Source organism: Halomonas korlensis (assembly GCF_900116705.1).
GTDB lineage: Bacteria > Pseudomonadota > Gammaproteobacteria > Pseudomonadales > Halomonadaceae > Halomonas > Halomonas korlensis.
The window spans coordinates 137,970-151,411 of sequence record NZ_FPBP01000002.1 but is presented as its reverse complement, the minus strand read 5'-3'; the positions used below and the strand labels follow the sequence as shown (position 1 = coordinate 151,411).

Here is a 13,442-nt window from a genome sequence, read left to right as displayed (position 1 = left end):
CATAGCGTGAGTCGCCCGTGATCCATGTCGAGCGCCAGGACAGCTTGCATCTCAAGGTTTCCCGCGTGCTGCAGGAGGAGACCTCACATCGGCTCGATCTCTACCTCTTCGTGCCGGGGGAGCTTGGGCTGACCGGCCAGGTAATCGCCGAAGAGGACTTCTACCACGCGGCGATTCAGGTCAAGCGTACTTATTTCAGTGACCGCTACCGACTGCCGCTGGTGCTCAGCCGCCTGGCCGAGCGCGGCAAGCTCGATGCCGAGCACTATCGCCTCAGCCTGAGCCTTTATGCCTACCAGTACGTGGTGGCCATGGAGCGCTCCACTCAGCCGCTGTTGGATGATGCTCGACGGGTTCGCAAGGCCGAGAAAACCCTCGGTGGCAAGTCAGGCGAGGCGCACGCCGAGCCCGCGAAGAAAGAGGCTGGAGAAGAAACGCCGAGTCTGCAGCAGCGCCTGGCCGAGCACGCCGACCTGGCGGTGAGCATCCTTCAACGGCTGCGCCGGCACGAGCCTGGCGAGGAAAGCCTGCACCGTTACTTCGCCACCATCGACAACTACCTGTCCTGGTTTACCGAGCAGCGTCTACTGGCGCTGCTCGCCGGGCTGCCGAGGGGCGCGCGCTTCCGCGAGGTACGTGCGCGCCTGCTGACGATCTGCCGTGCCGAGGATGATTACCGCCGCGAACGCGAATACAACTCCGAGCGCGTCACGTTGGACTCCACTCGGATGTCCAACAAGATGCGCCTGCTGCGCCGGCTGATCGAATACCCGGTGACCCTCAAGCAGAACTCCCAGGAGCTGGGCAACGTCGAACAAAAGGCCGTCAAGGCGCTGGCCACTGCGGTGGTGATGGTGTTCGTCTCGCTGGGCCTGCTGCAGGTGCGCGATACGCTGGCCGACATAACCGCACTGTTTGTGCTGGCCATGGCAGGCATCTACGCCCTGCGCGAGGTGTTCAAGGATGACCTTCGCAACACCTTGTGGCGGCTGTTGCGCAAGGGACGTCCCAAGTGGCGCCGTCAGTATCTGGATCCGACCCGCAACCAGGTGGTGGGCCGACAGCTGGAGTGGTTTGACTACAAGCGTTACGCCAGGCTGGACGGGGAAATTCAGCGGGTGCGCAAGCGCAACGTCGCGCAGCGCGAAGAGGTGGTACTGCACTACCGCTCGCGCTCGCGAATGTTGCCTACCCGCTTTCTCAGCGGGTACGACCACACACGCGAGACATTGTCGCTTGATCTCTCGTTGATCGCGCGACTGATGGACAAGGGTAGCCACCGGGTCTATCGCCTGGTGGAAGGGGATCAAGTGATACGTGAGGAGGTGGAAAAGCGCCACCTGCTCAACCTGGTGATCCGCGAGGTACAAGGTGACCGCGGGCCGACCCTGCAGCGCTGGAAGATTGTGATGAGCCGCTCGAGGATCGTTGATGTGGAGCGCGTCCACACCGAAGGGCCCGACCATGAGTCGGGGGCAGGAACCGAGGTATCCCCACGAGCCAGCCGTTCGCCGGGAGTCTCGTTTCCTGGTCCATGAGCCGAATGGCCGGGAACGTTGTCACAGCAGTTCGGCAACCTTGAGGAACATCATGTCTTCATTGCTCAAGAAAGTGTTCGCCCCGCTGGAGTGGGTGGCCGGCAAGCTGGGCACCTCAGCAGAAATCGAGCGTAGCCCCGAAGAACAGGCGCGGGTAGATCAGGCCTGCCAGAACCTTGCGCTCTACCAGTTTCGCTCCTGCCCTTTCAGCATTACGGTGCGACGCGAAATCACCCGTCTCAATCTCAATATCGAGGTGCGAGATGCCCAGCTCGACCCCGAGCATCGTCAAGCGCTCAGGGAAGGCGGGGGCAAGGTGCAGGTTCCCTGTCTGCTGATTGTCGATCCGGACGGCCCCGATCAGTGGCTCTACGAATCGCGGGATATCATCGCCTGGCTACGCCAGCGCTTCGGTGGCTGAACCGAACGCGGGACCTGCGAGCGTTACGGCAGCCGCCATGCCGTAACACTGCCGTCGGCTTGTTTTGAATCAAGGCGAGTTCTTGTGGGCTTGCTATGCTCAAGAATGACCATGCCCGGCGGAATGGCCCGCTGCGGTAATGGCATCCGGTTTCAGCATCAGGAGGCACCCATGCAAGCAGCAGACGTCATGACCCCGAATGTCATTACCGTTAACCCGGACAGCGAGGTATTGGAGATTGCAACCTTGCTGCTGGAACACGGTATCAGCGCAGTGCCCGTGGTGGATGCCGAGAACAAGGTGCTCGGCATCGTCAGCGAGGGCGATCTGATGCGCCGGGTCGACAACGAGGATGAGCATCACAAGTCGTGGTGGCTCAGGATATTTTCTGCCAATAGCGCCAGTGATTACGTCAAGTCACATGGCCGTCGAGCCCGCGACATCATGACCGCCAATCCGATTTGTATCGATGAACACGAGCCGCTGTATCGTATCGCCAAGCTGCTTGAGAAGCATCGTATCAAGCGAGTCCCGGTGGTGCGTGACGGCAAGCTGGTGGGCATCGTCAGCCGGGCCAACCTGTTGCGCGGGTTTTCCGCGACGGCACCCGACCTCGCCCCCAACGTCGATGATCGAGAGATCCGTGACGCGATTCGCCGGGAAATCGATGAGAATACCGGCGTGGTGGTCGAACACATCAATGTGATCGTGGCCGATGGCAAGGTCCAGCTCTGGGGGCTGGTGGAGACGAAGGAGGAAAAGCTTGCCGCCCAGGTCGCCGCCGAAAATACGCCCGGCGTCAAATCCGTGGAAAACAACCTAGGCTACTTGCCGCGGGGGATGTCGAGCTTCTGAGGCGTCACGCCAGCGGGACTTCACATACCAGCAGGGCGGCCATCGGGCCGCCCTGCGTCGTTCATGATACCGACCGCCCTAGCCTGGCGGCTGGGCCTCGACCCGGCCGATCTGGCGTAGCGCCGCTTCGAGATGTGCCAGGCTCTGCTCCCGGTTATGTAGCTTGTCCAGGCCGAACAGACCGATGCGAAACGTCTGAAAGTCGTCTCCCTCGTCGCACATCAGCGCCACACCGCCGGCGACCTGCACACCTGCAGCCTTGAACTTGCCGACGATGCCGTCATCGTCGGTGTAGCTCACGACCACGCCTGGCGCCTCGAAGCCGGGGGCGGCCACACTCTTCAATCCGTGTGCGGCGAGCATGGCGCGCACCCCCTCACCCAGAGCCCACTGCTCGTCGCGCACCTTCTCCAGGCCATAGGCCTGGGTCTCGTTCATGACATCGCGCAGCTTGACCAGGCCGTCCGTGGGCATGGTGGCGTGATAGGCATGGCCGCCGTTCTCGTAGGCCTCCATGATCGATAGCCACTTGCGAAGGTCACAGGCGAAGCTGCTGCTGGTGGTTTCGTCGATAATCTCGCGCGCTATCCGCGACAGCATGACCATGGCGCAACAGGGGCTGGCACTCCAGCCCTTCTGTGGAGCGCTGACCAGGACGTCGATGCCCAGGTCCTGCATGTCGATCCATAACGCCCCCGAGGCGATGCAGTCGAGTACGAACAGGCCACCTTCCTCGTGGATGGCATCGGCGACCTGGCGCAGGTAGTCATCCGGCAGCAGCATCCCGGTAGACGTTTCCACATGCGGCGCGAACACCACGTCGGGTTTGACGCTGTGGATTGACTCGATGACATCTTCGATCGGCGGAGGGGCGAAGGGCGCGGTGGCGTCGTCTTCGTCGATACGGCGAGCCTTGAGTACGCTGGTCTCGGCGGGTATTCCGCCCATGTCGAGGATCTGGCTCCAGCGATAACTGAACCAGCCATTGCGGATTACCAGGCAAGTGCGGTCGGTGGCGAACTGACGCGCCACAGCTTCCATGCCGAAGGTGCCACTGCCCGGCACGATCACTGCGCTGTGGGCATGGTAGACGTGCTTGAGGTTAGCAGAGATATCGCGCATCACTTCCTGAAAGCGTGCCGACATATGATTCAGTGAACGGTCGGTATAGACGACGGAATACTCAAGCAGTCCATCGGGGTCGACATCGGGGAGCAAGCCGGCCATTTCATTCTCCGTACAGATTTCGGGCCTTCGTCGTCGAAGGATCATTGTGCTTCGAGGATATTCCCATTCACCGTTGGGAGCCAGCACAACCCATTGTTGGTACAGGGTTGTCGCATGGCAGGGGCCGCCGTGGGCCCCAGGCCTAAGCCAAAAAGAGTGGCCAGGCCTGCCTGGCTTGAACTTTGGTCGAAGTTGTACCAGACTGAAGATTGTAAGGAAACGCTGTTTCTTAATGGAGGTTGCAATGAAAACCCTGATGATTTCAACCGTTTCCGCCTTGTTTGTGACTGGGGTAATGGCCTCAACGGCTCAGGCGCAACAGGCGGTGATACTCGAACCCTATGTCGGTGGCGATGCGCTCTTCTGGGAGCTTGACGACGATCAAGGAGGCAAGCGCGACAGTGTCGGGCTGCGACTGAACGGCGGCGTTCAGTTCAACGATTATTTCGCTGTGGAAGGCCATCTGGGTGCCGGTGGCTCTGATGGATCGGCCGATCTTGACTCCCTGGCGGGCGCCTATGCCAAGGGCATTCTGCCAGTGTCTCGTGAGTTTCGGCTCTATGGTCTGCTCGGGGCGACCGAGGTCGATGTGTCGCGTGGCGGCAGTGAAAGCGACGTCTCCTATGGGGGTGGCGCGGAATTCGATCTGACGCCCAACCTGGCGCTGGGCGCCGACTACATGCGCTACCTCGACAAGTCAGATTACACGTTCGATGCTACCAGCGTGGGCCTGAAATTCCGTTTCTGAGCCCGTATATAAAGGTGACCCCAAGCCCCGTTGCGTGATGGTAACGGGGCTTTTTTATGTAGAGTTTAAGCAGAGCAGGCGCGTTTCGATATTTTCTAAGTTAACTATTACTTATATAAGATGGTTTAGCGTCCCATGAAGAAACTCGCTTCAGGTGCCTTTGCTATTCTTTAAATTGGCCTGCCATAGAAAAAATATCAGGTCGTTATGGCCTTATCGTTAATACTGAGTCGATGAGAAAACTTCCGGTCACTTGTTTTCGATGCCATCGAAATGATGGCGCTAGTGTTGTTTAGCGTCTACAGAAACTTCATTGCAGCGGCAATATGCCTTGACGATGCAGGATCGCATCACCGTGCCGCCAACTTGGCGGGAGTCACAGGCCAAAAAAGGAAGGGAACACATGAAAAAGCGCGCTTCATCCAGGGCCCCGAGCCGTTCGCAGGACCTCTGGCGGCAGTCTGCTACGACATTGGCGGCCCTCATCCGATCGGGGGAAGTGTCGAGCCGCGAGGTGGTCGATGCGCATCTGGCGCGGATCGAGGCGGTTAATCCGACGCTTAATGCCGTGACTGTCATGTTGCGCACCTCGGCCCGTGAGGCGGCGGACGCGGCGGATGCTCATCGCAAGAAGACGGGCAAGCGTGATCTACCGCCCCTGCACGGGGTGCCGATCACCGTGAAGGAGAACATCGATTGTGTCGGCACTCCAACGACTTTCGGCCTGGCCGCGAACGCCAATGCATTACCGGAGCAGGATGCGCCGGTGGTCGAGCGGATGCGCGCCGCCGGGGCCATCCCCATCGGGCGCACGAACATGCCGGAAATGGGCCTGCGGGTTTCCACCAGCAACCCGTACAGAGGGCTGACGCGCAATCCGTGGAACGCACAACTGACCGCGGGGGGCAGCAGTGGTGGTGAAGGCTCGGCCGTGGCGTCCGGCATGTCGCCGCTCGGTATTGGCAATGACATCGGCGGGTCTCTGAGAAATCCTGCGTTCTGCTGCGGTGTCGCCGCGTTGAAGCCTACCCAGGGGCGCGTTCCCTTCGGCAGTAGCGGCGACGGCTACCTGAGTGCCCAGGTGATGCTGACGGATGGCCCCATCGCCCGTAGCGTAGACGATCTCAGGCTCGTTCTGGAACAGGTTAACGGGCAGCATGTGCGCGATCCACGCTCCGTCACGGTAGCGTTGGAAGGCCCGCCGGTGGCCCGTCGTGTTGCCATGGTCACATCGCTGCCTGGCAGTGTCGTTGACCCTGCCATTGTCGCTAGTGTGCGAGCAGCAGGCGACGCGCTCGCTGCCGCCGGTTACCAGGTGGAGGAGGCGATACCGCCGGAAATCGAGTTGATCAACCACCTCTGGACGCAATTCCAGATGTCCGACCTGAGCGTTACTGCCGAGTCGATGCGCCCCATGCTCAGCGCAGAGGCGGCCATGCTCATGGATGCGTTGATCACCAAGATCGACCCGACGGTGACGCATGCGCTGCTGCATCAGGAGCGCTCGCGCCTCGGACGTGCCTGGTCGGCGTTCTTTGCTCATTATCCGATCGTTCTGGGTCCCGTCTGGCCGTCGGCGCCGTTCGCGCATGACGCCGATGTCGCAACGCCCGTCGGCGGTGACCTGATGCTGAGCATGCAGTGGTTCGTGACCCCGGGCAACCTGCTCGGCATTCCCGCCGCGGTGGTGCCGACCCAGCCGATCAACAACGCCCCGATGACCGTTCAGCTGTATGCCGACCGCTTTCGCGACGACCTGGTACTGGAGGCGGCCGAAACCATCGAGGCCGCCTTCGGCCCCTGCACACCGGTAGACCCTTTCGTGGTCTAGCCCGGCGACAGCCTGCCGGTGGAAATGACCGGCAGGCTCGCAAGGTCAATCTCTCCATGCTGGCTGGTCAGCGTAAATCGACTGCGGCCGCCTTGCTGTTGAGCAAGACTACTGATGCGATGATCAAGGGTGTCATAGACCTGCAGGGTATCTTCTGTCTGCACCACGAGGCGGCGTGCCTGCGCGAAGTAGGCGTAGCGCAGACCGTTCTGTTCGCCGGTTGCGTTGGGCGTGCCGAGCTCCGCCGGCCACCACGCGGTAGTTTCGTGTGTGACGAGCCGACCCGGCTGGTGGGCAAGTATCTCACCGATCTCATGGCATAGCGCATCCACCCGAGCTTTCAAGAGATGGTTGACGGGGTCGCTCAGCATCAGCAAGCCGCCCTGCATCCATTGGCCGGGGCCGCCGAACTCGGGGTGCGAAAACATCGCCATTTGACCATTGCCGTCGGCCACGGCCGACATCATGTGCGCAACGGCCTCACGACTGAAGGCGTGACGTTCGGCGAGTTCGTCGACGACGGCGAGTGCTTGGGGGCTGAGTGAGGGCATGACATTACTCTCCTCCTGCTGCCAATACGCTAAGCCTAGTCGAAGGGGCAAGCCCTGGCATGGCGGTATAGCCAGCCGACATCCCGACCGAAGGACCCGGCGAGCCCAGCCAGCGCCGTTGCCGCCAGCCAGGCCGCGGTGGTGGCGTCGATCATCGGCAACAGGGCGAGCATCAGTGCCGTGACCTGCCAGACACATACCGCCTTGCGTCGTTGGCTTGGCGGCAGTGGCTGTTGTAACCATGTGAGGCGCAGGCCGACCATGACGAAGACATAACGCATGGCGCCGATCAACACGACCCAGGGACCTACCTTGCCGAGCACCATCAATGCCAGGCACAGCACCAGAATAAAAAAGGCGTCCAGTTCCATGTCGAAATACGCTCCGAACAGGCTGTCGGTCCGGGTGCGCCGCGCAATCCAGCCGTCCACCCCGTCGAGCAGCAGCGCGAGGGTCGCCAGGCTCACGAGAGGAAGGGAGTGGGAGTCCAGGAGACGCGGGTCGGCGAGGGCGCCGGCGAGCATGGCGATCAGGATGCCGCGCGCAAGCGTGATGCGGTTGGCCCAGCCCAGCCAGCGCGAGCGATCCGGTATGTAGTAGAGAACCAGTCCGGCCAGCACCATGAAGGCCACAATCGCTGCCAAGGGAACCACTGGGCTCGCTTCGAGCCAAAACCACAACGTCAGGCTGGCGATCGTCAGCGCAATGAAGCCGGTCATCAGTTCCAGCAGCACCGGGTTGTAGCGTCCCGCCAAACGTGAGGCCATCGATCCAGCGTCCTGTGGTGGGTGGTCAGAGCCAGGTGGTTTCATGATTTCATGAGTAGCCTAGCGCTATCGAGAAGCGTCTTGTATTGTGCAGATATTAATTCTTGTACCATTATTGTAGAAGTATGCCATCCTGATGGGTAGCTATTTTGCAGTCATCGTCTTTCAGTGATTGTCTTTCAGTGGTGAATGTCATGGCAATTCGAGGCCATGGCGTCGCACAGTCAGCAGGGATGTCGACATGTCGAATCACACCGCTACCGCCTTCTGGACGCTCGCGCCCGGTCGGGGCGCCTTGCAGCCGGAGCGGCTGGCCGAACCGACCTCGGAGGAGGTGCGTGTCAAGACGCTCTACAGCGGTATCAGTCGTGGTACGGAAGCCCTGGTGTTCCAGGGGCGCGTGCCGCAGAGCGAATGGCAACGCATGCGCGCGCCGTTCCAGGACGGCGAGTTTCCGACGCCGGTCAAGTACGGCTATGTCAGCGTGGGGGTCGTGGAGGCGGGCGCCCCCGACTTGCGGGGCCACGAGGTGTTTTGCCTCTACCCCCATCAGGATCGCTACGTGGTGCCGGCCGAGGCGGTCACCCTACTTCCCGAGGGGCTTCCTGCGGCGCGGGCGGTGTTAGGCGCCAATATGGAAACCGCCATCAACGGGGTCTGGGACGCCGCGCCGGGGATTGGCGATCGCATCACGGTGATCGGCGCCGGCGTGGTGGGCTCCCTGGTGGCCTGGCTGTGTGCGGCGATCCCCGGCACCTGCGTGCAACTGGTCGACGTGGCGGCTGAGCGCGCCGGGCTCGCGGCCTCGCTGGGCCTCGATTTCGCGACCCCCGATGCCGACGACCTGCGCGACGAGCGGGACATCGTGATTCATGCCAGCGGTAACCCCGAGGGGTTGCGACTGGCCCTGGCCCTGGCGGGCATTGAAGCGCGGGTGATCGAAATGAGCTGGTTCGGGACGAGGGAGGTGAGCCTGCCGCTGGGCGAGGCCTTCCATTCGCGCCGCCTGACCCTTCGCGCGAGCCAGGTGGGACGCCTGCCCGCCGAGCGTACCCCCCGATGGGATTACCGTCGTCGCTTGGCGCTCGCCCTGGAACTCCTGCGTGACCCGCGGCTCGATGTGTTGATCAGCGGCGAGAGCCGTTTCGCCGACTTGCCCGACCTGATGCCGCAGCTGGCCGAGGGCGCCGGCGAAGTGCTCTGCCATCGCCTGCGGTATCCGACCACCCCATGACCCGAGGACGTTTCCCCATGTACCGCCTGACCGTTCGCGATCACTTCATGATCGCCCACAGCTTCGTTGGCGAGATCTTTGGCCCCGCCCAGCGCACCCATGGTGCCACCTATGTCGTCGATGTCACCTTCCAGCGTCGTGAGCTCGACGAGGATGGCCTGGTCGTGGATATCGGCTTGGCGAGCGACACCGTGAAGTCCGTGCTGGGTGAGTTCAATTTCCAGAATCTCGACGAGCTGGAGGAGTTCCAGGGCCGCAACACCACGACGGAATGCATGGCTCGGGTCATCTTCGAGCGCCTGGCGACCGCCATCCAGCTGGGTCGGCTGGGCGAGGGGGCCAATGGGCTGGAAGCCCTGTGCGTGACGCTGCACGAGTCCCATATCGCCTGGGCCAGTTACGAAGGAGCGCTGTGATGCCCCGACGACAGCGATGCGACCTGACCCTGCTGGTGGCCGGCGATCCCGACCAGCTGACCGGTGGCTACGTGTATGACGCCCGAATCGTCGCGGCGCTGCGTAATCGGGGGTGGCAGGTGGCGGTGCAGGGCCTGGAAGGTCGCTTTCCCGAGCCCGATAGCGTGTCCCGCAACGCCATGAGCCGGGTCCTTGCGGCCTTGCCCGACGGCGCCCGGGTGGTGATCGACGGGCTGGCGATGGGTGGCATGCCGGACGTCATTGCCCCTCACGCCGACCGGCTGGTGATCGTGGCACTGGTACATCACCCGCTCGCCGATGAGACGGGCCTTGCGCCGTCAGCCAAGGCGCAGCTCTTCGAAAGCGAGTCGCACGCGCTGGCCCTGGCCCGTCGGGTGATCGTTACCAGCCCCTATACCGCGCGTGGGCTGGCGCGCTATCGGGTGCCCAGCGAGCGCATTCGCGTCGTCGAGCCCGGCGTCGACCCGGCACCACTCGCTGCCAGCGCCATGGATCTCGAAGTGCCTGGCCCCCGGCGGCTGCTGTGCGTGGCCACCCTGACGCCACGCAAGGGTCTCGACCTGCTGGTCGAGGCATTGGCCGGGCTCGTCGATCGCGACTGGACCGGCGCAATGGTCGGCAGTCTCGACCGTGACCCCGCCCATGCCGCGAAGCTGCTTGCCCAGACGCAGCGGCTGGGCCTGGACGAACGCCTGGCCTGGCTTGGCGAGTGCGACGCCAAGGGTCTGGCGCAGGCCTACCACCGTGCGGAGCTCTTCGTTCTGCCGTCTCACTACGAAGGCTACGGCATGGTAGTCACCGAAGCGCTGGCGCGCGGGCTACCGGTGCTCACTACTACAGGAGGCGCGCTGGGAGACACCTTGCCGCCCCACGCGGGTATCGCGGTGCCGCCCGGCGACACCCAGGCGCTGCGCGAGGCGCTGGCCGCCTGGCTTGATGATGCCGCGCTGCGACGCCGGCTACGTCGAGGCGCCCGCCAGGCTCGCGAGGCGTTGGCCGACTGGCGACAGGCCGGCGAGCGTTTCATTGCCGCGCTTGATGATATCGACGCGTCGCGGGCGAAGGCCGCGCGCGACGTCGAGTACAAGGAGGCCCATCGATGAGCAGCCAAGAACCCGATTCTCCCTTCGCGCTCGACGCTACCCAGGCGCTGGGCCTGACGCCCCAGGCGGTGTTCAGTCCCGACTGGCTGGAACGCCGGGAAGCACTCGATGCTCGTGCGCGAAGCCACACCCTGACCGGGTTGGCCGCCGACTGGCTGGCCGCTCGTGCCGGTCCGCAGCGGATTCTCGACCTGGGGTGCGGCACCGGCAGCAATCTGCGCTTCCTGGCCCCTCGCTTGCCCGGTCCCCAGCAATGGCGGCTCGTCGATCACGACTCCGGCTTGCTGGCGCTGGCGCGTCATCAGGCGGCCCGGCTGCGTGACGTCGGCGGTGAGCGGTTGTCGGTGGCTACCTGTTGCCGCGACCTGGCGCCGGTGGATCACGCCCTGCTGGACGAGGTGGACCTGGTGACGGCCTCGGCGCTCTTCGACCTGGTGTCGCGCGCCTGGGCCGAGATTCTGGTCAACACCTGCGGCGAACGCCGCCAGGCGATGCTGTTCACCCTGAGCGTGGACGGCGACTGGGGCTTCCTGAATGCCGCCGGCGAGCGTCTCGACGATGGCGAAGACATCGCCGTGCGCACCCTCTTCCAGACGCATCAGGTACGTGACAAGGGGCTGGGGCAGGCGCTGGGCGGTGAAGCCCCCGCGATACTCACCACGCTGGCGAGGGAGGCCGGCTATCGAGTGGAATGCGCGGCTACGCCCTGGTACCTGGCGGCCGGTGACGAGGAGATGTTGCCGCTGGCCAGGGCGCTGGTCGACGGCTGGTTTGCAGCCGCTCGCGATCAGGCGCCCGGCGAGGAAGAACGGCTGCAGCACTGGCGCGAGCGTCGTCTAGCCGGCCTGGAACGTGGCGAGCTGGGCATTACCGTCGGCCATCTCGATCTGTTGGCGTTGCCGCCGCTGACCGGGGCGGGGCCATGAGCAACGGCGGCTCGCGATGGCGCCGCCTGCGTCCGGTGACGGGCCTGTTGTTGCTGGCTACGCTCTGGTGGTGGCTGGAGCCCGCCGACATTCTCGCCGAGGTGCAGTCGCTGTCGACGGGCTGGGCGCTGCTCGCGCTGGCGTTGACGCTGCCGCCGTTGCTGCTGAGCGCCTGGCGCTGGCGGCTGACGGCGCGGCTTCTCGACCTGTCGCTGGGCTGGCGCCGCGCGGTTCGCGAGTATTACCTGGCGCTGTTTCTCAACCAGCTGCTGCCCGGCGGCGTGGCCGGAGACGCCGCCCGGGCCTGGCGCCATTCGAAGGCGAGCGGTCGCCAGGGCAGCGCCTGGCGTGCGGTGATCATCGAGCGAGCCTCCGGTCAGCTGGCGATGGTGTTGCTGACGCTGCTGGTGGTGGGGCTCTCGCCGCTCTGGCACGGCGTGCTCGGCGAGGCGCTGTCGCGTCTCTTCTCCCCGAGTTGGTTCGTCGGCGGGATAGCGCTGGCGTTGGCCCTCGGCGTGGTCATGCGACGCCTGGTGCGTCGACCGCCGGCCTTTCTCGAAGGGCTGGGGGCGGACCTGCATCGCAGCCTGCTGGCAAGCTCGGTATGGCCGAAGCATCTGCTCGGTTCGCTGCTGGTGGTGATCAGCTACGCCCTGGTGTTCGTCTGTGCGGCGCGTGCCATCGGCGTACCGTTGCCGGCGACCACGCTGCTGTCGCTGGTGCCACCGGTACTCCTGGCGATGCTGATTCCGGTCTCGGTGGCCGGTTGGGGAGTGCGCGAGGGGGCGGCGGCATTTTTCTGGGGGCTTGCCGGATTACCACCGGCCCAAGGCGTAGCGGTTTCGATGGCCTATGGCCTGCTGGTGCTGATTGCTGCATTACCGGGGGCGATGTGCCTGCTGCAAGCGAAGTGGAGCAGGCCTGTCGGGGGCGAGAGCTCAGGGACCGCGGGGACGGGCGAGATCCAGATCGAAGAGGGTGTCGTCGCCGCAACGGAACGTGCGCGCTACGGGGCGCAGCGCCTCGTTGAGCGTCGTGATGGGTGTCATGACCAGGCCGGGGCGTCCGGAGCCGATCAGCAGCGGCGCGACCAGCAGGTGCAGGCGGTCGAGCACGCCGGCCTCGAGAAAGCGCGACACGGTGATGCCGCCGCCTTCGATCAGCACCCGCTCGAGGCCGCGCTGCGCGAGGGCGCCGAGCACGGCGGCGGGGGAAAAGCCGCCCTCGCGCATGGGCAGGGCCTGACGGCTGACATGCCCACCGACTGGCCCGGCGGGCTCGACGCCTTCGCCATGCAGATGCAGGGTCGGCGCCGCAGCGTCCTGAAGCAGTTGGAGGTTGCCCGGCACCCGTCCGCGCGGGTCGAGGATGACGCGCACCGGCTGGGGGCCGGTCACGTGGCGCACGGTGAGCTGCGGGTCGTCCTCGCAGGCGGTGCCGGCGCCCACCACGACCGCCTGCATCAAGGCGCGCAGCCGGTGAAGATGGATGCGGCTTTCCAGCCCATTGATGTAATGCGAATGGCCGCTTTCGGTAGCGATGCGCCCGTCGAGGCTCTGGCCGAGCTGGGCCACGGCCATGCGTCCCGGCCGGTCGACCAGCGGGGCAAGGCAGTCGAGCAACTCGCGGGCCGCTTCGCCGATGCCCGCCGAACCAGGATCGATAGTGCGGGTCGTCGGCGCTGCGTCAGCGCGGTTCGCCGCGGCCTGCAGCAGGGTCTGCCACGCCGCGTCGAGGGCAGCGGGAACATCATTGGCGGCCATAGGGGCTCCGGGCCGGGAAGGAGGCCACATCATGCGTAGTT

At 64.3% G+C, this 13,442-nt stretch carries 13 protein-coding genes and 1 pseudogene; 10 read left to right on the top strand and 4 right to left on the bottom strand.

Features of this window, described 5'->3' with window-relative positions; all coding sequences use genetic code 11:
• Positions 1-17: 17 nt before the first annotated feature.
• The 3 genes from BM341_RS03455 to BM341_RS03445 all read left to right on the top strand — a co-directional run bounded on the left by BM341_RS03455 (position 18) and on the right by BM341_RS03445 (position 2,814).
• Positions 18-1,538 carry a hypothetical protein gene (locus BM341_RS03455; RefSeq protein WP_245784145.1) on the top strand — a complete coding sequence of 507 codons (1,521 nt, stop codon included), beginning with the start codon at positions 18-20 and terminating at the stop codon, positions 1,536-1,538.
• 52 nt (positions 1,539-1,590) lie between these two features.
• Entirely contained in the window at positions 1,591-1,959 is a 369-nt protein-coding gene (locus tag BM341_RS03450) for a glutathione S-transferase N-terminal domain-containing protein (RefSeq protein WP_089792952.1), read from the top strand.
• A 171-nt stretch (positions 1,960-2,130) separates the two neighbouring features.
• A complete protein-coding gene (locus BM341_RS03445) occupies positions 2,131-2,814 on the top strand; it encodes a CBS domain-containing protein (RefSeq protein WP_089792950.1) in 684 nt (227 codons plus the stop codon).
• 78 nt (positions 2,815-2,892) lie between these two features.
• Here BM341_RS03445 and BM341_RS03440 read toward each other — a convergent pair whose 3' ends face one another.
• On the bottom strand, positions 2,893-4,041 hold the full coding sequence (locus tag BM341_RS03440) for an aminotransferase class V-fold PLP-dependent enzyme (protein WP_089792948.1): 1,149 nt from the start codon (positions 4,039-4,041) through the stop codon (positions 2,893-2,895).
• Positions 4,042-4,285: 244 nt separating this feature from the next.
• Here BM341_RS03440 and BM341_RS03435 point away from each other — a divergent pair, with 244 nt between their 5' ends.
• A complete protein-coding gene (locus tag BM341_RS03435) occupies positions 4,286-4,789 on the top strand; it encodes a porin family protein (protein ID WP_089792946.1) in 504 nt (167 codons plus the stop codon).
• 337 nt (positions 4,790-5,126) lie between these two features.
• Positions 5,127-6,620: an amidase gene (locus tag BM341_RS03430; RefSeq protein WP_342713864.1), complete on the top strand. Its 1,494-nt coding sequence runs from the start codon at positions 5,127-5,129 to the stop codon at positions 6,618-6,620.
• Here the strand turns inward: BM341_RS03430 and BM341_RS03425 are convergent.
• The gene (locus tag BM341_RS03425; RefSeq protein ID WP_089792942.1) at positions 6,617-7,171 is read right to left on the bottom strand and encodes a hypothetical protein; all 555 of its coding nucleotides are present in this window, start codon (positions 7,169-7,171) and stop codon (positions 6,617-6,619) included. The genes BM341_RS03430 and BM341_RS03425 overlap by 4 nt on opposite strands.
• A 35-nt stretch (positions 7,172-7,206) precedes the next feature.
• On the bottom strand, positions 7,207-7,938 hold the full coding sequence (locus BM341_RS03420; RefSeq protein WP_089792940.1) for a CDP-alcohol phosphatidyltransferase family protein: 732 nt from the start codon (positions 7,936-7,938) through the stop codon (positions 7,207-7,209).
• A gap of 241 nt (positions 7,939-8,179) precedes the next feature.
• Between BM341_RS03420 and BM341_RS03415 the strand changes: the two genes are divergently transcribed.
• The 5 genes and pseudogenes from BM341_RS03415 to BM341_RS19455 form a co-directional block, all read left to right on the top strand.
• On the top strand, positions 8,180-9,172 hold the full coding sequence (locus BM341_RS03415) for a zinc-dependent alcohol dehydrogenase (RefSeq protein ID WP_089792939.1): 993 nt from the start codon (positions 8,180-8,182) through the stop codon (positions 9,170-9,172).
• A 17-nt stretch (positions 9,173-9,189) separates the two neighbouring features.
• Positions 9,190-9,588: a 6-pyruvoyl trahydropterin synthase family protein gene (locus BM341_RS03410; protein WP_089792937.1), complete on the top strand. Its 399-nt coding sequence runs from the start codon at positions 9,190-9,192 to the stop codon at positions 9,586-9,588.
• Positions 9,588-10,712, top strand: coding sequence for a glycosyltransferase family 4 protein (locus BM341_RS03405; RefSeq protein WP_089792935.1), 1,125 nt, complete (start codon positions 9,588-9,590; stop codon positions 10,710-10,712). Before BM341_RS03410 ends, BM341_RS03405 begins: the two co-directional genes overlap by 1 nt.
• Positions 10,709-11,638: a methyltransferase domain-containing protein gene (locus BM341_RS03400; protein WP_089792933.1), complete on the top strand. Its 930-nt coding sequence runs from the start codon at positions 10,709-10,711 to the stop codon at positions 11,636-11,638. The genes BM341_RS03405 and BM341_RS03400 overlap by 4 nt, the downstream gene beginning before the upstream one ends.
• Positions 11,635-12,498 (top strand): annotated as a pseudogene (locus BM341_RS19455) (lysylphosphatidylglycerol synthase transmembrane domain-containing protein); the annotation flags it as partial. The gene BM341_RS03400 and the pseudogene BM341_RS19455, both read left to right, overlap by 4 nt.
• Before the next feature lie 78 nt (positions 12,499-12,576).
• Here BM341_RS19455 and BM341_RS03390 read toward each other — a convergent pair.
• Positions 12,577-13,218, bottom strand: coding sequence for a RibD family protein (locus BM341_RS03390; protein ID WP_245784168.1), 642 nt, complete (start codon positions 13,216-13,218; stop codon positions 12,577-12,579).
• Positions 13,219-13,442: the final 224 nt, after the last annotated feature.